This is a genomic window from Micromonospora sp. CPCC 205558 (assembly GCF_036902955.1).
Classification (GTDB): Bacteria; Actinomycetota; Actinomycetes; order Mycobacteriales; family Micromonosporaceae; genus Micromonospora.
Genome location: NZ_JBAKHR010000003.1, coordinates 1 through 21301, shown reverse-complemented (window position 1 = coordinate 21301; position 21301 = coordinate 1). Strand labels below are relative to the sequence as shown.

21 protein-coding genes are annotated in these 21301 nt (G+C 71.7%); 8 read left to right on the top strand and 13 right to left on the bottom strand.

Annotation, left to right across the window (positions count from 1 at the left end; all coding sequences use genetic code 11):
- Positions 1–69 precede the first annotated feature (69 nt).
- The 8 genes from V6U86_RS04375 to V6U86_RS04340 form a co-directional block, all read right to left on the bottom strand.
- Positions 70–1329: an MFS transporter gene (locus tag V6U86_RS04375; RefSeq protein WP_334498690.1), complete on the bottom strand. Its 1260-nt coding sequence runs from the start codon at positions 1327–1329 to the stop codon at positions 70–72.
- A 136-nt stretch (positions 1330–1465) separates the two neighbouring features.
- Positions 1466–2341, bottom strand: a complete 876-nt coding sequence (gene htpX / locus V6U86_RS04370; RefSeq protein ID WP_334498688.1) for a zinc metalloprotease HtpX — start codon at positions 2339–2341, stop codon at positions 1466–1468.
- 115 nt (positions 2342–2456) lie between these two features.
- Complete coding sequence (locus V6U86_RS04365) at positions 2457–3944, bottom strand: NADH-quinone oxidoreductase subunit N (protein ID WP_334498686.1); 1488 nt, start codon at positions 3942–3944, stop codon at positions 2457–2459.
- 115 nt (positions 3945–4059) lie between these two features.
- Entirely contained in the window at positions 4060–5568 is a 1509-nt protein-coding gene (locus V6U86_RS04360; protein ID WP_334498683.1) for a complex I subunit 4 family protein, read from the bottom strand.
- A gap of 232 nt (positions 5569–5800) precedes the next feature.
- Positions 5801–7720 carry an NADH-quinone oxidoreductase subunit 5 family protein gene (locus V6U86_RS04355; protein WP_334498681.1) on the bottom strand — a complete coding sequence of 640 codons (1920 nt, stop codon included), beginning with the start codon at positions 7718–7720 and terminating at the stop codon, positions 5801–5803.
- Positions 7717–8070 carry an NADH-quinone oxidoreductase subunit NuoK gene (nuoK, locus tag V6U86_RS04350; RefSeq protein ID WP_334498679.1) on the bottom strand — a complete coding sequence of 118 codons (354 nt, stop codon included), beginning with the start codon at positions 8068–8070 and terminating at the stop codon, positions 7717–7719. Before nuoK ends, V6U86_RS04355 begins: the two co-directional genes overlap by 4 nt.
- Complete coding sequence (locus V6U86_RS04345; RefSeq protein WP_334498677.1) at positions 8067–8627, bottom strand: NADH-quinone oxidoreductase subunit J family protein; 561 nt, start codon at positions 8625–8627, stop codon at positions 8067–8069. The genes nuoK and V6U86_RS04345 overlap by 4 nt, the downstream gene beginning before the upstream one ends.
- A gap of 25 nt (positions 8628–8652) precedes the next feature.
- Positions 8653–9258 carry a NuoI/complex I 23 kDa subunit family protein gene (locus V6U86_RS04340; RefSeq protein WP_334498675.1) on the bottom strand — a complete coding sequence of 202 codons (606 nt, stop codon included), beginning with the start codon at positions 9256–9258 and terminating at the stop codon, positions 8653–8655.
- Positions 9259–9353: 95 nt separating this feature from the next.
- On the opposite strand from V6U86_RS04340, the gene V6U86_RS04335 reads away from it, so the two are divergent.
- The gene (locus V6U86_RS04335; protein ID WP_334498673.1) at positions 9354–9929 is read left to right on the top strand and encodes a Uma2 family endonuclease; all 576 of its coding nucleotides are present in this window, start codon (positions 9354–9356) and stop codon (positions 9927–9929) included.
- On the opposite strand, the gene V6U86_RS04330 is transcribed toward V6U86_RS04335, so the two are convergent.
- On the bottom strand, positions 9910–10338 hold the full coding sequence (locus V6U86_RS04330) for an ester cyclase (protein ID WP_334498670.1): 429 nt from the start codon (positions 10336–10338) through the stop codon (positions 9910–9912). The two genes, V6U86_RS04335 and V6U86_RS04330, sit on opposite strands and share 20 nt — an antisense overlap.
- Positions 10339–10419: 81 nt before the next feature.
- Here V6U86_RS04330 and V6U86_RS04325 point away from each other — a divergent pair, with 81 nt between their 5' ends.
- Positions 10420–11439, top strand: coding sequence for a glutathione S-transferase family protein (locus V6U86_RS04325; protein ID WP_334498667.1), 1020 nt, complete (start codon positions 10420–10422; stop codon positions 11437–11439).
- Positions 11440–11855: 416 nt separating this feature from the next.
- On the opposite strand, the gene V6U86_RS04320 is transcribed toward V6U86_RS04325, so the two are convergent.
- Together V6U86_RS04320 and V6U86_RS04315 are read right to left on the bottom strand one after the other, a co-directional pair.
- The gene (locus tag V6U86_RS04320) at positions 11856–12818 is read right to left on the bottom strand and encodes a complex I subunit 1/NuoH family protein (RefSeq protein WP_334498665.1); all 963 of its coding nucleotides are present in this window, start codon (positions 12816–12818) and stop codon (positions 11856–11858) included.
- Positions 12818–13594: an NADH-quinone oxidoreductase subunit C gene (locus tag V6U86_RS04315; RefSeq protein ID WP_334498663.1), complete on the bottom strand. Its 777-nt coding sequence runs from the start codon at positions 13592–13594 to the stop codon at positions 12818–12820. Before V6U86_RS04315 ends, V6U86_RS04320 begins: the two co-directional genes overlap by 1 nt.
- A 105-nt stretch (positions 13595–13699) precedes the next feature.
- Here V6U86_RS04315 and V6U86_RS04310 point away from each other — a divergent pair, with 105 nt between their 5' ends.
- Positions 13700–14746 (top strand): glucose 1-dehydrogenase, encoded by a 1047-nt coding sequence (locus V6U86_RS04310; protein ID WP_334498661.1) that lies wholly within the window; start codon positions 13700–13702, stop codon positions 14744–14746.
- A 16-nt stretch (positions 14747–14762) separates the two neighbouring features.
- Here the strand turns inward: V6U86_RS04310 and V6U86_RS04305 are convergent, their stop codons facing one another.
- A complete protein-coding gene (locus V6U86_RS04305) occupies positions 14763–16079 on the bottom strand; it encodes a DUF2252 domain-containing protein (protein ID WP_334498659.1) in 1317 nt (438 codons plus the stop codon).
- Between the two features lie 10 nt (positions 16080–16089).
- A complete protein-coding gene (locus tag V6U86_RS04300; protein ID WP_334498657.1) occupies positions 16090–16680 on the bottom strand; it encodes an NADH-quinone oxidoreductase subunit B in 591 nt (196 codons plus the stop codon).
- Between the two features lie 225 nt (positions 16681–16905).
- On the opposite strand from V6U86_RS04300, the gene V6U86_RS04295 reads away from it, so the two are divergent.
- The 5 genes from V6U86_RS04295 to V6U86_RS04275 all read left to right on the top strand — a co-directional run bounded on the left by V6U86_RS04295 (position 16906) and on the right by V6U86_RS04275 (position 21212).
- A complete protein-coding gene (locus V6U86_RS04295) occupies positions 16906–17823 on the top strand; it encodes a hypothetical protein (RefSeq protein WP_334498655.1) in 918 nt (305 codons plus the stop codon).
- A 4-nt stretch (positions 17824–17827) separates the two neighbouring features.
- A complete protein-coding gene (locus V6U86_RS04290; RefSeq protein ID WP_334498653.1) occupies positions 17828–18481 on the top strand; it encodes a SigE family RNA polymerase sigma factor in 654 nt (217 codons plus the stop codon).
- Complete coding sequence (locus tag V6U86_RS04285) at positions 18482–19336, top strand: hypothetical protein (protein WP_334498650.1); 855 nt, start codon at positions 18482–18484, stop codon at positions 19334–19336.
- A gap of 126 nt (positions 19337–19462) precedes the next feature.
- Positions 19463–20017 (top strand): RNA polymerase sigma factor, encoded by a 555-nt coding sequence (locus V6U86_RS04280; RefSeq protein ID WP_442934878.1) that lies wholly within the window; start codon positions 19463–19465, stop codon positions 20015–20017.
- Positions 20010–21212, top strand: coding sequence for a hypothetical protein (locus tag V6U86_RS04275; protein ID WP_334498648.1), 1203 nt, complete (start codon positions 20010–20012; stop codon positions 21210–21212). The genes V6U86_RS04280 and V6U86_RS04275 overlap by 8 nt, the downstream gene beginning before the upstream one ends.
- The last annotated feature ends 89 nt before the right edge of the window (positions 21213–21301 follow it).

Genomic DNA, 21301 nt, shown 5'->3' with positions numbered 1-21301 from the left:
ACTGGGACACCGCGACTTTCAGAAACTCGAGTCGATCAAGAGGCTGCGCGGGCGCGGGCGGATCGGTCGTCAGACGGTGACGGGCTGTTCGGTGCGTACCGCTGTGGTTTCGGCGCGGGCGATGGGCCCGGCGGGTAGGGCGGCGACCGCGGCACCGACGGCGACCGCCGCCCCGGCGAACAGGAACGCCCAGCGGACGCCACCGGCGTGGTCCACGATCACGCCGGCCACCGAGCCGCCGGCCGCGCTGGACGCCACCGCGACGGTGACAACCCAGGTGTACGCCTCGTTCAACATGCCGGTCGGGGCGATCCGGCCGACCAGGGTGTTCTCCAGGGTCAGCGCGGGCGCGATGGTGGCTCCGCCGGCGACCAGCGCGACACCCAACGCCAGTGGGGTGGGCATCACCGCGAAGATGGCGAAGGTGGCGGCCAGCGCGCCGAGCAGCAGGGCGAACTGGCGGGTCATGTTCGGTGCTGGCTTGCGGACGCCGAACCAGAGGCCACCGAGGGCACTGCCGACCCCCCAGACCGCGAGCAGGAGGCCGGCGAGGCTCTCCGGGTCGCCGGTGGTGTGGTCGCTCGCGAACGCCGGCACGGTCACCCCGGCGGCGCCGAACGCGATGCCCAGGCCGGCGACGCAGATCAGCAGGGCCGGGAAGCCGGAGACCCGCAGCGGGCCGAGCCCGCGGGCGTGGTGTTCCTGCGGGTGCGGGCGCCAGCCGCGCATGACCCGGCCGAGGGCCACGGCGGTCGTGCCGGCCAGGGTGACCACTGCCGCACCGATCAGCGCTGCTGCCGCGTCGGCGACGAGGACGAAGCCGGCGACGAGCAGCGGGCCGATGACGAAGACGATTTCGAAGAGCGTGGTCTCGGCGGCCAGCGCGGTGTTGCGCAGGGCGTACCGGCCGGAGTTGGGGCCGGTCAGGTCGTTCCAGGCGCCTCGGATGGCGGCGGTGAGCGGCGGGTAGGTTGCGCCGGCCACGCCTGCGGCGAGGTAGATGACGGGGAGAGCGTCGTCGCCGGAGCGGCTGGCCAGCAGCAACCCGGTGAGCGCCAGCGGGTGGGCCACGGCGGTGAGCAGCAGGACGGGGGTGGGGCCGACCCGGTCGGCGATCCGCCCGGCCACCGGGCTGAGCGCGGCACCGGCGAGGGCGTAGATGCCGCCCGCGATGGCGGCCAGTGAGTAGCGCCCGGTCACCTGCTCGACGACCAGGAGCAGCGCCAGTGGGGTCATGCCGATTCCGAGCCGCCCGATGATGCCGGTGATCAGCAGCATGGGCGCGCCGGGGATCCGCCAGACACCCAGGTACTGACGCAGCGCGGTCACCGTGAACCTCCGGGGATGTAATGAGCGTGAGCCGTTACGACCCTAACGCCACCGCCGGGCGGGTAGACAACGGAAATACAGCAATCCGCCCGTACCCGGTGCGACCGGGTACGGGCGGAGGCGGTGGATCAGCGGGTCAGCGCTGGAACTGCACCGGCCCCGAGTTGCGGGCCATCTGCTCCAGCCGTGCGACGCGGTCCTCCATCTTCGGGTGCGTGGAGAAGAGCGCGGCCATGCCGCCGCCCCGGAACGGGTTGGCGATCATGAGGTGGGCGGTGCTGGTGAGCTGGCCCTGGGCCGGCAACGGCCGACGTCGGGCCACCGCGTCGATCTTGCGGAGTGCGCTGGCCAGGGCCAGCGGGTCGCGGCTCAACTTGGCGCCCGACTCGTCCGCCTGGAACTCGCGGCTCCGGCTGATCGCCAACTGGATCACCGTGGCGGCGATCGGGCCCAGGATCAGGGTGAGCAGCAGCACAGCCGGGTTGGGGCGGTCCTCGTCGTCCCCGCCGCCCAGCGGGATGAAGAAGGCGAGGTTCGCCAGCAGGGTGATGATGCTGGCCAGGCCGGCCGCCACGCTGGAGATCAGGATGTCCCGGTTGTAGACGTGGGACAGCTCGTGCCCGATCACGCCGCGCAGCTCACGGTAGTCGAGGATCTCGGTGATGCCCTGCGTCACGCAGACGGCCGCGTGCTGCGGGTTGCGACCGGTGGCGAACGCGTTGGGTTGCGCGGTCGGGCTGACGTAGAGCCGTGGCATCGGCTGCTTTGCGTCGGTGGCCAACTCCCGGACCATGCGGTACAGCTCGGGGAACTGTGCCTCGGTGACCGGTTGCGCGCCCATCGAGCGCAGTGCGAGCTTGTCGGAGTAGAAGTAGGTGACGCCGTTCATGACCAGAGACACGACGACGGCGATGACCAGACCGCCGCTGCCGCCGAACCAGTAGCCCACCGCCAGGATCAGGGCGCTGAGCAGGCCAAGCAGCGCTGCGGTCTTCAGACGGTTGTGGTGCACGATGTCTCCTTCGGTGCACGGATCGCCAGGATCCGCTGACCGGTGTAACAACCCGGTACCCACCAACCATCCGTTACAACGCTGTGAGTTGACTGAGACTGCGCCGCAGGTCAGGTCAGCGGCCGGCCAGGTCGAGCACCAACTGCGGGGCGACGCCGAGCACCACGGCGGCCACCGTCGCCACCGCCAGCACCACCGCCACCACCCCTACCAGGGGTACGGCCGCAGCGCCGCCGCCGTGCGGGTTGGCGACCGGCTCCGGCGCCCAGAGCGCGGCGGTCACCCGCAGGTAGTAGGCGAGGCCGATCACGGCGTTCAGCGCCACCACCAGCGCCAGCCAGGCCGCGCCACCGTCAAGCAGTGCCCGCACCACTGTCACCTTCGCGAACAGGCCAGCCAGCCCCGGCGGCAGACCAGCCAGCCCCACCAGCGCGAGACCGAACGCCGCGGCCCGCCACGGGTGCCGGCGGGCCGCCCCACGCAGGTCGTCGACCGTGCCGCCGTCCGCTCCGGTCGGCCGCAGGGCGGTCACCCCGGCGAAGGCGGCCAGCTCCAACACCACGAAGAAGACGGCGTACGCCACGGCGGCCGCGTACGCGGCGGACCGCGCCTCGTCGGTGCGGCCGGCGGCCAACGCCAACGCTCCCAGCGGGGCGAGGATGTACCCGGCCTGCGCGACGGACGACCAGGCGAGCAGCCGGACGGTCCGCCGCTGACGCAGGGCGACCAGGTTGCCGACGGTCATGGTGAGCACGGCGAGCAGAGCGAGCACCGGACCGGTCTGATCCGCGGGCAGCGCCCGCTGCACCACGGCGAGCAGGGCGACCAGCCCGCCCAGCTTCGACGCGGTGGACAGGTACGCGGCCACCGGCAGCGGCGCGCCGTCGTAGGTGGCCGGTGCCCAGGCGTGGAACGGCACCGCCGCCACCTTGAAGGCCAGGCCGACCAGTAGCACCGCCACCGCGGCGGTGGTCAGCGGCAGGTCCCGCAGCTCCGACTGCTCGGCGAGCAACGCGCCGAGCCGGTCCAGGTGCAGCCCACCGGTCACCGCGTACAGCAGCGCCGCGCCGAGCAGGGTCAGCGTGGTCGCCACCACGCTGACCACGAAGAAGGTCAACGCCGCCTCGGCGCTGGCGAGGCTCCCCCGGCGCAGCCCGACCAGCACGTACAGCGGCAGGGTCAGCGTCTCCAGAGCGACGATCAACGTGATCAGGTCGCCGGCCGCGCCGAGCACCACGCCGCCGGTCATCGAGCAGGCCAACAGGAAGGCGTACTCCCCGGCCGGTGACCGCCCAGCCCGCAGCGCAGGCACCGACAGCCCGAGCACGCCCACTGTGAGCAGCGCGACCACCACGCCGACCAGGGCCGCGCGACCGCCGAAGATCCAGGAGCAGTCGGCGCCCACGCAGAACGTCCGCCGCTGCGCACCCGCCCCGACCAGCGCGGAGCCGACGGCGGTGCCGAGCGCGCCGAGCGCGGCCACCGCGATCGTGGCCCGTGGCCGAGCCACCAGTAGGTCGGTGATGAGTACGAGCACGGCCGTGCCGGCAGCCAGGTAGGCCGGCAGCAGCGCGACGCTGTCCACGCTCTGCACGACGTTCATCTGAGCCCGCCTTCGTTCGCGACTGCGGGGCTCCGCTTCGCTGCACTCCTCGCGCTCACCAGGAGCCCGCCTTCGTTCGCGACTGCGGGGCTCCGCTTCGCTGCACTCCTCGCACTCATCGGGAAACCACTCCGATCAGGGCGTCGACGGGAGCTTCGGCGACGCCGAGGACCAGCGTCGGCGCCAGCCCGATGGCCAACGCGAGCAGCACCAGCGGCACCCAGGCGGTCAGCTCCGCGCCGGCCAGGCCAGGGCCGACCTGCCCGACGGCGGGGCTCGGCCGGTTGTGGGTGACCTGCCGCAGCAACCGCAGGAAGTACGCGGCGGTGAGCGCCCCACCGACCGCCGCCAGCACCCCCAGGGTGGTCCAGAGCGGGCCGCCCACCTGCACGGCGGCGATCACCGCAAACGCCTCGCCCCAGAAGCCGGCCAGCCCGGGCAGGCCCAGCGACGCGATCGCCGCGAACGCCAGCAGGCCCGCCAAACGGGGCGCGGTCTCCCGCAGCCCGGACAGCTCGGCGAGGGTGCCCGTGCCGGTACGGTCCTTCACCGCCCCGGCCAGGAAGAACAGCAGGCCGGTGATCACGCCGTGCGCGACGTTGCCGATCAGCGCCGCCTGGATGCCGGTGGCGGTCAGCGTGGCGACGCCCAGCAACACGAAGCCCATGTGACCCACGCTGGAGTACGCGATCAGCCGCTTCACGTCCGACTGGGCCAGGCAGACCAGCGACCCGATCAGGATCGCGGCGACGGCCAGCACCCCGAGCACCGGCGCCGCCCAACGGGCACCCTCCGGCGCCACCCCCACCGCGACCCGGATCAAGCCGTACGTGCCCATCTTGAGCAGCACACCGGCCAACACGACACTGCCCACCGTGGGTGCCTGGGTGTGCGCGTCGGGCAGCCAGGAGTGCAGCGGCCACAGCGGGCTCTTCACCGCGAACGCCAACGCGAGCACCGTGAACGCGGCCAACTGGGTGCCCCGGGACATCCCCGCGCCACCGGTCAGCGTCACCATGTCGGCGGTGCCTGCGGCGGCGACCACGACGTACACGCCGACCAGCAGCAGCACCGACCCGAACAGCGTGTAGAGCGCGAACTTCCGGGCCGCCCGGCGCCGGGCCGCACCACCCCAGCCCGCGATGATCGCGTACATCGGCAGTAGGACGACCTCGAAGAAGAGGAAGAACAGCACCAGGTCCAGGGCGAGGAAGGTGCCCAGGATGCCCACCTCGACCACCAACAGCAGCGCGACGAGCGCCCGGCCGCTGCCGCCGTCCGGCACACGCCACATCGTGTACGCGCAGCAGAGCAACGTGAGCAGCGCGGTCAGCACCACCAGCGGCCAGGAGATGCCGTCGACGCCGAGGTGGAAGCGCAACTCCAGACCGGGCACCCACTGCAGGTCCAGTTGGTGCCACGGGCGCACCGCCGGCGCGTCGGCCGACCAGGCGACCCAGCCTCGACCGCCGAGCACCAGCGGCACCGCGGCCAGCAGGGTCAGCGCCGCCGCGATCGTGCCGACCAGTCGGGCCGCCCGGTCCCGGGGCGTCGCCGCCACCGCGACCGCGCCCAGCGCCGGCAGCGCCAGGACGGCCACCAGCAAAACCTGCCCAAACGTCATCGGCCCGCCTCTGTTCGCGGCTGCGGGGCTCGCAAACCCGGCTCACTCCTCGCGCTCACTGGACCGCCTCTGTTCGCGGCTGCGGGGCTCGCAAACCCGGCTCACTCCTCGCGCTCACTGGACCGCCTCTGTTCGCGGCTGCGGGGCTCGCAAACCCGGCTCACTCCTCGCGCTCACTGGACCGCCTCTGTTCGCGGCTGCGGGGCTCGCAAACCCGGCTCACTCCTCGCGCTCACTGGACGACCCCGATCACGGCGGCGGCCAGGCCGATCAGCAGCGCGCCGGCCAGTACGCCGGCGGCGGCCCGGGGCAGCGCCGCGCGGTGCAGCGTGGCCAACGCCGCGCCCAGACCGGAAGCGGCCCGCCCACTGCCCTCGACCGCGCCGTCCACCACCACCTCGTCACCGGTGCGCGCGGCGCGGGCCAGCGCGCGGACGGGGCGTACCACAAGGGTGTGCTGGACGTCGTCGAGCCGGAACGCGCGGGCGAAGACCGGCCGCAGCGGGCCCAGCGCCGCGGCCGGGTCGCGCCGCCAACCCAGCGTCACCAGCGCGGCGCCGAGCAGCAGGAACGCGAGCGGCAGCAGCACCCCCGACCCCAGGTGGACCAGGCCGTCCTCGGAGCCCGCCACCGGGACGGTGGGGAACCGCAGGCGGTCCGCGAACGCCCCGACGAACCCGGCCAGACCGAGCAGCGCGGCCGGCACGGCCAGCAGCAGCACCGGCCAGCGCAGCACGGCCGGCGGGTCGTGCGGCCGGACCAGCGGCAGGCGCGGAGCGCCGAAGAAGGCGCGTAGCAGCAGCCGACCTGCGTACCAGGCGGTGATCGCCACGCCGACCAGCCCGGCGATCCAGACGATCCAGCCCACCCAGGACGGGGCCGGGCCGGTGCCCTCCAGCGCGGCCGACTCGGCGACCGCCAGTACGCCGTCCTTGCTCCAGAAGCCGGCCAACGGCGGCACCCCGGCCAGCGCGCCCAGGCCCACCACCGTGCACCAGAACGTCACAGGCATGCTGCGCCGCAACCCGCCCATCTCCGACATCAGGGTGGTGCCGACGGCGTGGATCACCGCGCCGGCGGCGAGGAACAGCAGCGCCTTGAAGGCCGCATGGGTGAGCAGGTGGAACAGTGCGGCAGACGGTGAGCCGACTGCCAGCGCGCCGGTCATGTAGCCCAGTTGGGACACGGTCGACCAGGCCAGCACGCGCTTGATGTCGTCCTGGGCGGTGGCGGCGAGCGCGCCGAGCAGCAGCGTGATCGCGCCGAGCACCCCCAGCACGGTCAGCGTCACCGGCGCGGCCGTGAACAGCGGGTAGAGCCGGGCCACCGCGTACACCCCGGCGGCGACCATCGTCGCGGCGTGGATCAGCGCGGAGATCGGTGTCGGGCCGGCCATCGCGTCCGGCAGCCAGGTATGCAGCGGGAACTGCGCGCTCTTGCCGGCCACACCGGCGAGCAGCAGCAGCCCGGCGGCGGTCAACGTCGCGCCGGAATGTTCGTGGGCGAGCACGTCGGCGATCCGGAAGCTGCCGGTCGACACACCCAGCAGCGCGATGCCCAGCAGGAACCCGACGTCACCGACCCGGGTCACCAGGAACGCCTTCATGGCCGCGGCGGGGGCGCCGGCCAGTCGGCGGTCGTGGGCGATCAGCAGGTACGAGCAGAGGCCCATCACCTCCCAGCCGACCAACAGCATGATCAGGTCGCCGGCGACCACCACCAGCAGCATGGCACCCGTGAAGAGGCTGATCTGGGCGGCGTAGGGCGGGTAGCGGTGGTCCACGTCGACGTCGTCGTGGGGACCGCGCCGCAGGTAGCCGATCGAGTAGACCTGCACGGCCAGGGCGACCGCGGTGACCGCGACCGCGACCAGCGCGGCCGCGCCGTCCAGCCGTACGCCGAGGGTCACCGCCAGCCCGCCGAAGTCGACCCAGGTGCGCGACGTCTCCGTCGGCCCGTCGACAGTGATCAGCAGCGCGACCGCCAACGCCAGCGCGCCGGCCGCACCTGTGACGCCGAGCGTCACGGCAGTCGTCCGGGCCCGGTCGCCGCCGGTCGAGCCGCCGTGCCGAGGTGCCGGTGGCAGCAGCAGGCCGAGCAGCCCGGCGACCAGCGGTACGGCGGGCAGCAGCGCCCCGAGCAGCCCGGTCACCGGCCCGCCTCCGAGTCCACGACGGCCGGCTCGCGCCCGGGATCCGGCTCGGTCAACGGCACGTCATCCACGGCGACTGTCGCCCGCAGCCGGTAGAGCTGAAGGACGATCGCCAACCCCACGCCGATCTCGGCAGCCGCGAGGACGATGACGAACAGGGCGAAGACCTGCCCCGAATGCGGGAGCACGGCGCGGGCGGTGGTGTCCGCGGTGACCAGGATCAGGTTGACCGCGTTGAGCATCAACTCGACCGACATCAGCACCAGCACCGCGTTGCGGCGGCGCAGTACGCCGTACACGCCGAGGCCGAACAGCAGCGCGGCGGTGACGTATGGGATGACCGGCCTCACCGGCGCCCCCCGGGCTCGCTGTCGACCAGCTCAGCCGCCCGGCCGTCGCCGTGCGGGCCGGCTCGGCCGATGTCCGGCCGGGACAGCACGATCGCGCCCACCAGGGCGGAGAGCAGCAGCACCGAGAGCACCTCGAAGGGCAGCACCCAGGATTGGAAGATCTGCTCGCCCAGCCGCTCGGCGGTGCCGGCGTGGGGCAGCGTGACGGTGCTCCAGCGGTACGCGTCGACCAGCAGGGCGGTCAGCCCCAGCCCGGCGCCGCCACCGATCAGCGCGGCCGGCCAGCCGGGCCGGTCCAGGTCGTCGGAGGCACCGATCGGAGCGCGGGTCAGCATCACCGCGAACAGCAGCAGGACCACCACCGCGCCCACGTAGATCAGCACCTGCACCCAGGCCACCAACTCGGCGCTGAGCACCAGGAAGTCACCGGCCAACGCGCCCAGGCACACCACCAGGTAGAGCCCGGCCCGGACCAGGTGTTTCGTGGTCACCACCAACACGCCGGCGCCGACCGCCACCGCGCCGAGGGCGAGCAGCAGCACATCCGCCCCGGTCACCGGGCCGCCTCTCCGGTTCGGGCGGTCACGACGGGGGGTCCTGGTCGGCGTCGGGGCGTACCGCTGGAATTGCCGGACGTGCGGCGGCGGCCTTGCGCGCGGCGGAGGTTTCCTCCTTGGCCGGCTCGCCGTTCGGGTCGTGCGCGGGCGGCGGCGGAACGGTGGCCATCCACTGACCGAGGTGGTCCTTGTCGTGCAGCAGGTCCTTGATGTCGTACTCGGCGTACTCGAACTCCGGTGACCAGTAGAGCGCGTCGAACGGGCAGACCTCGATGCAGATGCCGCAGTACATGCAGAGCGAGAAGTCGATGTCGAACTTGTCGAGCACGTTGCGCTGGCGGGGGCGGGCGGCGCCGGGCACCGCCACCTCCTCCTTGTGCGAGTCGATGTAGATGCACCAGTCCGGACATTCACGCGCGCAGAGCATGCAGACCGTGCAGTTCTCCTCGGACAACGCGATCACACCGCGCGAGCGTGGCGGCAGGTCGGGGGCCACGTCCGGGTACTGCTGGGTGGTCGAACGGCTGGTCATCGTCTTGAGGGTGACCGCCAGCCCCTTCACCAGGCCCGCGCCGGGAAGGCCGCGTTCGCTGGTGTCACCGCGCTCGCTGGGGTCGCTCATGTCGACCATCCTGCCCTGTGGCCCCGGCGCGCGCGACCACCACCCACAGGTCCAAGGCGGTACCGTGGTCGCGGGGAGAACGACCGCACCTGGAAGGACCTGCCATGACCGCCGCGCTGCAGAGCGACTACCCGCCCGAGGGCGGATGGACGACTGACGATCTGGATGCGCTGCCCGAGGATGGCCGCCGCCGGGAACTGCTCGATGGAGTGCTGCTGATGTCCCCCTCCCCCACCCGCACCCACCAGACCATCGCCGGCCGGCTGATGGCCGTGCTCGACGAGGACTGCCCCGACGGCTACGACGTGACCCAGGCGGTCGAGGTGCGGATCAACCGCACCCGGTCGTTCATCCCCGACGTGCTGATCACCACGGCTGCCGCGGCGGCTCGCGAACCGTCGAAGTACGAGCCGCACGAGGTGGTCCTCGCCGTCGAGATCGTCTCACCGAACACCCGTTCGATCGACCGGGTGTTGAAGCCGGCGCTGTACGCCCAGGCCGGCATCCCCTACTACTGGCGGATCGAGACCGAGGGTGGCGAGCTTGAGGTCGTGACCTACCGGATCGACGCGGTCAACGAGGTCTACACCGAGACCGGGCGGTGGACGAAGTTCGTCGACACCGGTGAGCCCTTTCCCATCAACCTGCCGATCAGCCGGATCACGCCCCGGGCCCACTGACGACCGGCGGCGGGAGCATCTCGACGCCGAGTTGTTGCAACAACTGGAACAACTCGTTGCAGCTCCACACCTCGACGATCCGGCCCGCCGCGTCGAAGCGCAGGAACGTCGCCCCCGAGTAGCTGACCACCTGCCCGGTCGGCGGCACCGGCCCGAACTGCCCGACGTGGGTGCCGGCCGCCCGCCAGTGCACGGCCACCCGCTCGCCGGCCGCCACCACGTCCACGATCTTGTAGCGCAGGTCCGGGAAGGCCGCCCGGCGCTCGCGGTGCCAGGCCAACGTCGCCTCCGGCCCGGTGCCGCCCAGCCCCGGGCACTCCTCGGCGACAAGCTCGTACGCCGACTCCTCCTGGCGGGCATTCCACACATCGGCGATGAACCGCCGGGCCGCCGCCTCCACATCCGTCATCCCGGCAGGTTATCCGGGACCACAGTGCGCCGTAGATCCGCGAGGATTGGGGAGAGACACCGACCAGACCGGGAGGGCGACGTGGGCGAGGAAAAAGGCGGCAAGTACGTCGAGCCGGGCGGCGAGTTCACCCGCGACCAGCGGTACATCGCCACTCGGATCACCAAGGACGGGCGGGACGGATACCCGGTCGAGCCGGGCCGGTACCGGCTGGCGGTCAGCCGGGCCTGCCCGTGGGCCAACCGACTGATCATCGTGCGGCGGTTGCTCGGCCTGGAGGACGCCATCTCGATGGCGGTGGCCGGCCCAACCCACGACGCCCGGAGCTGGACCTTCGACCTCGACCCGGACGGCCGGGACCCGGTGCTCGGCATCGAGCGCATCCAGGAGGCGTACTTCAAGCGCTTCCCCGGCTACGAGCGCGGCATCACCGTGCCCGCGATCGTGGACGTGCCGACCGGGCAGGTGGTGACCAACGACTACGCGCAGATGAGCCTGGACCTGTCCACGCAGTGGGGGGCGTACCACCGCGAGGGTGCGCCGCAGCTCTACCCCGAACACCTGCGGGAGCAGATCGACGAGGTCAACGCCGTGGTGTTCTCCGACGTCAACAACGGTGTCTACCGGTGCGGGTTCGCGGGCAGCCAGGAGGCGTACGACAAGGCGTACCACCGGCTCTTCAACCGGCTGGACTGGCTCACCGAGCGGTTGACCGACCAGCGTTACCTGGTCGGCGACACCATCACCGAAGCCGACGTGCGACTGTTCACCACGCTGGTCCGCTTCGACCCGGTCTACCACGGCCACTTCAAGTGCAACCGGCAGAAGCTGAGCGAGATGCCGGTGCTGTGGGCGTACGCCCGGGACCTGTTCCAGACTCCCGGTTTCGGCGACACCATCGACTTCGACCACATCAAGCGGCACTACTACGAGGTGCACCGCGACATCAACCCGACCGGGATCGTTCCGCTCGGCCCCGACCTGTCCAACTGGCTCACCCCGCACGGCCGGGAAGCGCTCGGTGGCCGCCCCTTCGGCGACGGCACACCGCCCCCACCCCCCGCCGAGCCGGTCGACCCCGCACACACCCCGCTGCGCTGAGCGGTCCTGTTCCAACGCCGCGCCGACACGCCCTTCCCGGCGCCGAGGTGGCCGGCGGTCGACGGTGGCCGCAGGTGGCCCCGCCGGTGGCCGGCAGTGGCCGGCAGTGGCCGCCGGTGGCTGGCAGTGGCTGGCAGTGGCTGGCGGTGGCCCCGCCGGTGGCTGGCGGCGGCTGGCGACCGGGGCTGGCGGCGGCTGGCGACCGAGGTGGGCATACGACGCTTTCGAGCTGAATCGTTTGCGACATCAGGTGTGATCTCGGCCGCGGTGGGGCCGGCCGGCCACCGATTCGTTTGTGACATCAGCTCGAAAGCGTCTTCCGGGACCAACTCGACCAGCGCCCGCGCGGACCCAGCTCGAGCGCGTCGCGCTGGCGGACCTCTGCCGGCACCGAGCCGACCCCGAAGGGCCGCCGCCTACAGGGCGATGCGGACGGCTGCGGTGAGGACCAGTTGTGCCAGGGACGCGGGGACCAGCACCAGCCAGCAGAGGCGTTGCAGCTGGTCCTCGCGGAGCCGGGGATAGGACACCCGGAGCCAGATGATCACGAAGGACACCGCGAAGATCTTGAGTAGCGTCCAGAGCCAGCCGAGCTGGTCGTCCGCGAACGGGCCCTGCCAACCGCCGAGGAACAGCACCGTGGTCAGCGCGGCGATCACCACGATGCCGACGTACTCGGCGAGCAGGAAGAACGCGAACCGCAGGCCGGTGTATTCGGTCATGTAGCCGAAGACCAGCTCCGAGTCGGCCACCGGCATGTCGAACGGTGGCCGACGGATCTCGGCCAGCCCGGCGACGAAGAAAATGATCATCGCGGGCGCCTGCCAGATCAGCCACCACGGCTGCCACGCCTCGACGATGCCCGACAGGCTGAGCGTGCCGGCCGCCATCGCCACCGACGCGGCGGCCAGTACCAGCGGCAACTCGTAACCGAGCAGCTGGGCGGCCCCGCGCAGCCCGCCGAGCAGGCTGTACTTGTTGGCCGACGCCCACGCCGACATCAGCACCGCCACCACGCCGACACCGACAACGGCCAGCACGAAGAAGAGGCCGATGTCCAGAGGTTGCCCGACCAGGTCGTCCGGGCCGAGCGGGATGACCAGCAGCACCAGCAGGTAGGGCACCAGCGCCACCGCCGGCGCCAACCGGAACACCGCCCGATCCGCCTCGCGCGGCGTTATGTCCTCCTTCTGCACGAACTTGACCCCGTCGGCCACCAGCTGCGCCCAACCGTGGAAGCCGCCCGCGTACATCGGGCCGAGCCGGCCCTGCATGTGCGCCATCACCTTGTGCTCGGCCTGGCCGACGAGCAACGGCAGGGTGAGGAACGCGACCACCACGCCGCCGATTCGGAGCACCAGCTCCACCCAGAGCGGCATCAGGCCGTACCCCCGTCGTGGTCGCTGCGGCCAGCACCACCCGGCGGGTCCGCGATCGGCTCGCCCCCCGATGCGGCCGGGCCTGCGTCAGGCGCGGGCGGACGGGCCCCCGGGGCTGGCCGCGCCGGACGCTCACCGGCCGGTCTGGCCGGGGTGCCGCCGCGCGGGCCCTCCCCCACACCACCGGCGCCGGCCGGGGTGGGCGTGGGCCCCCACTCGCCCGGAGCGGGAACGCCCGGCGGACGGATCGGTCGGCGTCCGCCGCCGGCTTCGGATTCGCCCGGCTCCTTCGCACCCGGCCAGGGCTTCGCCACCCGGGAAGCGAGCACGAACTCCTTACGCAACGGGTGGCCCTCGAACTCCGGGGGCAATAGCAGCGGCAGCAACTCCCCGTGGCCGGCGAAGTCGATGCCGAACATCTCGTGCGTCTCCCGCTCATGCCAGGCGGCACCGGGGTAGACGTCGACCACCGAGTCGACGGTGGGCGCCCCACGCGGCAACCGGGTACGCAGCAGCAGGCCGTGGCGCAGTCGCGTCGACCAGAGGTGCGCCACCACGTCGAAGCCCTCCGCCAACTCGTCGACGGCGGAGAGCCAGTCGAAGAAGTCGCAGGCCAGATCGGCGTCGTCACGGGCGGCGGAAACCGCGGTCAACCAGCTCGCCGGCGGCACATCGACGGTGGCCCGGGCGAACCGTTGCCCGCCGGAGACCGACGGGGTCGCCTCAACCGGCGCGAGCAGCGCGACCAGTCGAGCGCCGACCTCTTCGGGAGTCATGCCGCTGATCCTAGTGCCGGCCGCGCCCACACCTGGCCGCCGGCGATGCCAGCCGATCTGCCGGCTTTGGACGCGCTGCACGTCTCCACGGGGAAAGATGAGGGCGTGCGCGCTGTGACGGTGAGACCCGAAGTCGCCAACTCGCTGAACCTCGTCGAGGATCAGCCGGAGCCGGCTGACGAGGAGGGCTCTGTCCTGGTCGAGGCGTTGGCGGTGGGGATCTGCGGCACCGACCACGAGATCATCGACGGGAAATACGGCGAGGCGCCGCCGGGGGCGGACCGCCTGGTCATCGGGCACGAGTCACTGGGCCGGGTGATCGAGGACCCGAGCGGCACCCTGCAACCCGGCGACCTGGTGGCCGGGATCGTCCGGCACCCCGACCCGGTGCCCTGCCCGAACTGCGCGGTCGGCGAGTGGGACATGTGCCGCAACGGCCAGTACACCGAACACGGCATCAAGGCGCTACCCGGGTTCGCCCGCGACCGCTGGCGGATCGAGCCGCAGTTCGCGGTCAAGCTCGACCCGGCGCTGGCCCAGGTCGGCGTGCTGCTGGAGCCGACCAGTGTGGTGGCGAAGGCCTGGGACCACATCGAACGGATCGGGCACCGGGCCGAGTGGCAGCCGCAGACCGTCCTGGTGACCGGGGCCGGGCCGATCGGGCTGCTGGCCGCGCTGCTCGGCACCCAGCGCGGGCTCACCGTCCACGTGCTGGACCGGGCCACCGATGGGCCGAAGCCGGAGCTGGTCGCCGGGCTCGGCGCTACCTACCACGCGGTTCCGGTCAACGACCTGCCCTTCGAGCCGGACGTGGTGATCGAGTGCACCGGCGCCCCCACAGTGGTCCTCGACGTCATGTGCAAGGCGGGCCCGACCGGGATCGTCTGCCTGGCCGGGGTGTCCAGCGGTGGCCGGAGCATCGACTTCGACGCCGGGGCCCTCAACCGGGCGCTGGTGCTGGAGAACAACGTGGTGTTCGGCTCGGTGAACGCCAACCGGCGGCACTGGAACATGGCCGCGCAGGCACTCGCCCGTGCCGACCAGGTCTGGCTCGAGTCGCTGATCACCCGGCGGGTGCCGGTGAACCGGTACGCCGACGCGTACACCCCCGGGCCGGACGACATCAAAGTGGTGCTGGAGTTCGCCTCCTGAGCGACGCTGCGCCCGATCAGATGCCCGGCAGCCGGCCGTTGCGGAACAGGTCGACGAAGAGCTGGTGGTCCTGGCGGGCCCGCACCCCGTACGCGTGCGCGAAGTCCACCAGGTGGGCGACGAACCCGGCCTCGTCGGCATCCACCGCCGCGACGATCGCCTCTTCGGTGGAGTAGTCCACCAGATCGTGACTGGATTCGTCGTCGGCGACCGAGTGCATCCGGGCCACCGCCCGGCCCAGGTCGACGAGAATCCCGGTCAGCTCCTCCGGCTCGTTCACGTCCGACCAGTCCAGGTCGGCGGCGTACGGGGAGACCTCGGCGACGAGCTGACCCGCCCCGTTCAGCTCGGTGAAGCCCAACCACGGGTCGGCGTGCGCCTGCAACGCCCGCTGCGACTCGGCGGTCCGGTGCCCCTGGTGCTGGAAGTAGCCGCGGACCGACTCGTCGGTGACGTACCGTGCCACGGCCGGCACCTGTGCCTGTTTCATGTAGATGACGACGTCGTTCTCCAGTGCCTGGGTGTGCCCCTCCAGCAAGAGGTTGTACGACGGCAGCCCGGCCGAGCCGATGCCCACCCCCTTGCGCAGCACCACGTCCTTGATCCGGGCCGCCACCGGGCGGAGCTGCGTCGAGGCGACGGGCAGGGTGCCCAGGTAGTCCTGGAAGGCGGCGCTGACCAGGTCCCGCGTGGCGTCGTCGATCTCGAAGACCCCGTCGCCGATGGAGAAGCGCCGCTCGTAGTTGTCGATCGTGGTCTGCGCGGCGAGCAGGTCGACACGGGTGTTGAGTCGGGCCCGCTGGAGCACCCGGCGCAGTACCCCGTCAGCGTTGTCCAGCGTGATCGAACCGATCGCGTCGTCACCGCCGGCGGCGATGGCCCGCAGCTCGGTCAGGTACGACCGGGCGAACCCGGCCACCAGCTCGCCGATGCCCGTGTCGGAGAGCGCCTTGCCGTAGCCGAGCAGCGCCACGCTGGCCGCGAGCCGACGCAGGTCCCAGGTGAACGGCCCGACGTACGCCTCGTCGAAGTCGTTGACGTTGAACACCAGCTGCCCGGAGGCGTTCATGTAGGTGCCGAAGTTCTCCGCGTGCAGGTCACCGTGGATCCACACCCGGCTGGTCTGCTCGTCGAGGAACCGGTCGTCGGCGAAGTCGCCGAGCTGGTCGGCGTAGAACAGCGCGGCGCTGCCCCGGTAGAAGGCGAACGGTGAAGCCGCCATCTTGCGGAACTTGCGGCGGAAGGCGGCCGGGTCGATCGCCATCGACGCCCCGAACTCCTCGGTGAGCACGTCGACGATGTGGGCGGACCGTTGATCAGCTGAGCTGCTCATAGTGCGCAGGCTAGTGCGGCGGGTCCACAATGGGGTGGCGTACCGGTGCGGCGGTGAGCGAGTCGACCGAGCGTGGCGCGGCGGCCTCGCGGGGCGGGGCGTCCAGCGGTGCGGCCAGCACGTCCCGTTGCGGCACACCCCCGATGCCGGACTGCTCGGCGGCGATCTTCTCCTGCAGGCGCAGGATGCCGTGCAGCAGCGCCTCCGGCCGAGGCGGGCAGCCGGGCACGTACACATCGACCGGAATGATCTGGTCGACGCCCTTGGTCACCGAGTACGAATCCCAGTAGGGGCCGCCACAGTTGGAGCAGGCGCCGAACGAGATGACGTACTTCGGCTCGGGCATCTGGTCGTAGAGCCGCTTGATCGCCGGGGCCATCTTGTCGGTCACCGTGCCGGAGACCACCATCAGGTCGGCCTGGCGGGGGCCGTGGGCGAACGGGATCACGCCGAGTCGGATGAAGTCGTGCCGACCCATGCTGGTCGCGATGAACTCGATCGCGCAGCAGGCCAGACCGAAGTTGAACACCCAGAGCGAGTAGCGGCGCCCCCAGTTCAGCACGAACCGGATCGGCTCACCGAGCACTGCCGGCAGCTGCACGACCGCCTCCCTCCTACCCCCGCCGAACAGTCAATCACAGCTCCGGCGCGCACCCGTTGGTGCCGGTCACGATCCCGCTGGTGCGCGGGGTCTCGCCGCCTGTCACCCACCTGACACCCCCACGGGCGCAATGCCTGCAACCGTTGTTGGGCCCGTCGAGTGTCTTGCTCGCATCACCGCCACCGGGGCAACGGGGGCGGCACCACGGGGAACGGGGAGACACAGATGACCAGAACCATCACCCGCCGGCTGGTGGCCGGTGTGCTGGGCGCGGGGGTCGCGCTGACCGGCCTGTCGGGGCCGGCGTTCGCCGCCCCGCACGACACGTCGGTTTCCGTCGGTCGGCTGGTGCTCGAGCCGACCGACCGGGGGTACGCGGGCAGCCTTCCGGTGACCGTCAACTACCGCGGCCACGATGCGGCGTACCTCAACCTGGCGGTCACCGAGCCGGCCCCTGGCGCCTTCGACGGGCTCGACCCCGCCGATCCCTGCGTTTTCGGAGCGGCACAGCCGGCCCGGACGATCTACTGCCACGTGCCGGGCGGCGCGTTGCGACCGGGTGAGCGGCGGACGTTCACAGTCGACTTCCGGGTGCACACCACCACCCGGCCGTACGCGATGGTCAGCTTCGGCGGACAGGTCGCCATCGAGACTGGGGACCGGAACCCGGCGAACGACACGGCAGCCTTCTCCGCGTTGTACCGCTCAACGACCGGCTCACTGCGCGCTCCCCGACCGTACGTGCGGGACACCCTCACGGACGCGGCCGTGAGCGCCGGTCCCGCCGCCCTGACGCGTCAGGAGGACGGGAGCTGGCTCGGCCGGGTGCCGCTGATCATCCGGGTCGCAGGCGACGCGCCACACGACGTGTACTGGCTCACTCCGACGCTGCCGAGCGGGGTCGAGATCGGCGGCATCGAACCTCCAGAGCCCTGTACGGCGAGCTGCATGGTGGCCGGCGGCAAGTTCATGCCCGGCGAAGAGCGGACGATAGCCCTGCTGATCCGGGCACCGGCCGAGGTGTCCCCCGGTGACCTCGGCACCGGTTCGGCGCACCTGGGCGCCAGCTTTGGTTGGGGCGGTCTGCTGCCCGACGTGTACCCGGCCGACAACGTCGCCACCTTCACCGTCACCGCCGGCTGACGGAATGTCCCCGACCGAGGCGCGGCCGCAGGTGTTCCTGCGGCCGCGCACGCCCACCTCACCCGATCCGGTGACAACTCCCGCGCGACTGCACATCGAGGTGAGCGGAGTGGTCCCGCACGAGGATGGTCCCCGCTTCGACGAGGTCTACCGCCGTCACTTCCAGCCACTGGTGGTGCAGCTGTACGCGTTCGTCGGGGACATGAACGAAGCACAGGACCTGGTGCAGGAGGCGTTCAGCCGGGCCTGGCCCCGCTGGGACCGGATCTCCCGGTACGACGATCCGGTGGCCTGGATCCGTCGGGTCGCCTGGAACGTCGCGGTCAGCCGATGGCGCCGCCTGCGCACCGCCCGTTTGTTCAGCCTCCGCCAGCGGGTGGAGGTGGTCAACGGGCCCGGTCCGGATCGGGTGGCACTCGCCGCCGCGCTGGCGACCCTGCCGGCGAACCAACGGCGCGCGGTGGTTCTGCACTACATGGCCGAGTTGACCGTCAGTGAGATCGCCGAGGACTGCGGGGTGGCGGCCGGCACCGTCAAGTCCTGGCTGCACCGGGCCAGGGCCGCCCTGGCCAACGTCCTGGCGGAGCAGGAGCCCGAACTACTCGGCCGTCAACCCGCAGCAATCGACGAGGGCCTGACCGGAAGGAGGGCGGACTAGATGGAACAGCGCAACGAGCGAGCGGATCGACTGGCGGCTGCCTTCGAGGAGTTGAGCGCCGCCGGCTTCCGGCAGGTCGTCGAGCCTGATCCGGACGTGCCGCGGCGACGCGCGTACCGCCGGCTTCGCAACCGGGTCGTGTCGTCGGGGATCGCCGCGGCGGTACTCGTCGCGGTCGGCGGGGTGAGTCTGGTCCGGCCCGTGGCCGCTCCGCCGCCCACCGATGTCATCGCCCCCTCGCCGGCCACCGACCTTCCCTCGTTCCAGCCGGACACCTCGGCGGGCCCTCCCGTCAGCGAATCGCCCACGTCCGTTCCGAGTGGTTCGTCGACGCCGAGTGCTACCCCCTCCACCAGCCTTCCGGCCGAGCGGCCGACCAGTTCCCGCCCCACACCCAAGCCGACGCCGACGCCGACGCCTACCCGGTACGTTGACCTGTCGATCAGTGCCCCGCGCTCCCTCACTCTGGAGCCGTCCGACACCGCCTACACCGGAACGCTCGACGTCACGATGGGCAATGCCGCGACCCGGTCGTACGACGCCGGGGACCTGATCGTGGTGCTCCCCCTCGAGGCGACGATCAGTCTGAAGGGCACGAACATCGGCGGTTGCTTCCACCAGGGCCAGACCGACGACGTCAAGACGATGACCTGTACCGGCGACGGGCCGATCCCCCTCGGCGGCACCCGGTCGTACCAGATCGCCGTCACGGTGAACATCGCCCCGGGCGGACCGGCCCGGACCCTCACCGGCTTTGCGCTCACCGTGCGGGCGAACGTGAGCGGAAAGTTCCCACCCGACCGTTCGCCCGACGACAACACCACCCGGATCGACTTGAAGCTGCCCGCCAGTTGAGCGTTCGGCCAGTTGTCCGAGACCCGACAAGGGCTCGGGATCGATTGATGCGCAACCTGTCGGCGCGCTCGCTTGTGTGACCGGTGCTGGCGAACACACCGCCCGCACTCGCCACGGGGAGGACAAGTGCTTGTGACACGAGATGTGCGGGTGGGCGGACGCCCACCGGACCAACTGGGAACCCCCACGCCGACAGAGCTGGTCTTCGACGACTTCTACCACGCCCACTTTCGCGGCCTGGTGGTGCAGCTGACCGCGTACACGGGTGACCGTGGGCAGGCGCAGGAGTTGGTTCAGGAGGCGTTCTGCCGGGCGTACGCCCGCTGGGACCGGCTCGCCGGATACCACGACCCGCTGGCCTGGGTCCGTAAGGTCGCCTGGAACCTCGGCCACAACCGCTGGCGGCGGCTGCGGACCGCGCAGCTGTGGCTGATGCGGCAGCGGGAGACCCACGTTGCGGAACCGAACCCGGACCGGGTCGCCGTCGACGCCGCGTTGGCGAAACTGCCGCCGAAGCAGCGGCGGGCCGTCGTGCTGCACTACCTCGCCGACCTGACTGTCGCGGAGATCGCCGCTCAGGAACAGGTCGCCGAAGGGACCGTCAAGTCCTGGCTGCACCGGGGCCGGACCGCACTCGCCACCCACCTGCGCGACACCAATGAGGAGGTGCGGGATGTCTGAGCAGGAGACCCTCGACCTCGCCCAAGAGTTCGCCCGTTACCGCACGACCGCGCTGGCGGAGATCGAGGCGCCGGGACCCGCCGCCGTTCGACGGACGGTGCAAGGCCGCAGCCGGCGTCGGCTGGCTGCCACCGCCACGACGGCGCTCGCCCTGTTCGGCGGGTCGGCCGTCGGATACGCGGCGTTGAACGGCCCGGACCACCGGCCCGGTCCGGTCGACCCGACGCCGAGCATCTCGGTGTCACCGACGCCGACGCCGCCAAGTTCAACCCCCAGCCCTGCCGGGACCAGTGCCATCCCGACCATCGCCGTACCGGACGGCCGATTCAGCCGGGCCCAGTTGCTGGCGGCATCGGTGACCCTGCCGGCATGGCGGGCCGGACCAGGCTGCCCGACGTCGGAGACGCGGCTCACCGCCGAGGGCCGGGAGGGCAGGAACTGGCTCTTGGCGCTCGACCACGGCGACGTCGACGGAGACGGCGCGGTGGAGACGGTGGCGCTGGTGCAGTGCGTGCTCGGCAGCCGCGGGCCGATGCAGGTGGTCGCCTTCGACCGCGACCAGGAAGGAAAGGTGATTACGCTCGGCCGAGTGGTCGCGAGCACCATTGACAAGCCGCAGTGGCTGTTCGCGCTGGATGTCGTGAGTGACGGCACGGTGCGCGTGCAGGTCGGTGACATCGCTCCCGGAGGCGGCTGGCCCGGCGAGTGGTCACAGCGGCAGTGGCGGGGCTACCGCTGGAACGGCGACAGTTTCGCCCAGGTCTCCGGGCCGACGACCTTCGGCCAGAATCCGCACTCGGCGGACGTCTCGGTCACCGCCACCGACCTCGTGCTGACCACGGCCGACGACGGCTCCCTCACGGGTACGACCACCGTACGGGTTCGCAACCGGGGCACTGAGCCGGTAGCCCGCGTGGACCTGAGGTTGGGCGTACCCGCGACGATGCGTCCGGACGTCGACGGATGGGGCCCGTGTGTGGACGAGCCCCAGCGCACCAGCGAGCCGGTGACCTGCACCCTTGGCCGGCTGGCAGCGGGGGCGGAGGTGCGGCTGGACCTCAGCTTCCGGGTGGCCGAGGGGGGCACGCTGGGCACCGGGAAGGCCGACGTGGATGTCTGGCCGATGGACAGCGGATTCCGCCACCTGATGGAGATCAACGACTCCGACAACCGGGTACGGATGACCTACCGCTGAGGATCCGGTCGCCGGGCGGGGCGCAACCCCCCGGGGGGGAGGGCGCCGCCGCGGGCCCCGGGGCCACGGGGGGCCGGGGGGGGGGGGGG

What these genes read in the sequence shown, in the direction of transcription:
- V6U86_RS04365 (WP_334498686.1), bottom strand. Translation starts at nt 3,944, where the DNA reads ATGAACGTCGTGCAGAGCGTGGACAGCGTCGCGCTGCTGCCGGCCTAC.
- V6U86_RS04360 (WP_334498683.1), bottom strand. Translation starts at nt 5,568, where the DNA reads ATGACGTTTGGGCAGGTTTTGCTGGTGGCCGTCCTGGCGCTGCCGGCG.
- V6U86_RS04340 (WP_334498675.1), bottom strand. Translation starts at nt 9,258, where the DNA reads ATGGTCGACATGAGCGACCCCAGCGAGCGCGGTGACACCAGCGAACGC.
- V6U86_RS04335 (WP_334498673.1), top strand. Translation starts at nt 9,354, where the DNA reads ATGACCGCCGCGCTGCAGAGCGACTACCCGCCCGAGGGCGGATGGACG.
- V6U86_RS04330 (WP_334498670.1), bottom strand. Translation starts at nt 10,338, where the DNA reads ATGACGGATGTGGAGGCGGCGGCCCGGCGGTTCATCGCCGATGTGTGG.
- V6U86_RS04320 (WP_334498665.1), bottom strand. Translation starts at nt 12,818, where the DNA reads ATGCCGCTCTGGGTGGAGCTGGTGCTCCGAATCGGCGGCGTGGTGGTC.
- V6U86_RS04315 (WP_334498663.1), bottom strand. Translation starts at nt 13,594, where the DNA reads ATGACTCCCGAAGAGGTCGGCGCTCGACTGGTCGCGCTGCTCGCGCCG.
- V6U86_RS04305 (WP_334498659.1), bottom strand. Translation starts at nt 16,079, where the DNA reads ATGAGCAGCTCAGCTGATCAACGGTCCGCCCACATCGTCGACGTGCTC.
- V6U86_RS04295 (WP_334498655.1), top strand. Translation starts at nt 16,906, where the DNA reads ATGACCAGAACCATCACCCGCCGGCTGGTGGCCGGTGTGCTGGGCGCG.
- V6U86_RS04290 (WP_334498653.1), top strand. Translation starts at nt 17,828, where the DNA reads ATGTCCCCGACCGAGGCGCGGCCGCAGGTGTTCCTGCGGCCGCGCACG.
- V6U86_RS04285 (WP_334498650.1), top strand. Translation starts at nt 18,482, where the DNA reads ATGGAACAGCGCAACGAGCGAGCGGATCGACTGGCGGCTGCCTTCGAG.
- V6U86_RS04275 (WP_334498648.1), top strand. Translation starts at nt 20,010, where the DNA reads ATGTCTGAGCAGGAGACCCTCGACCTCGCCCAAGAGTTCGCCCGTTAC.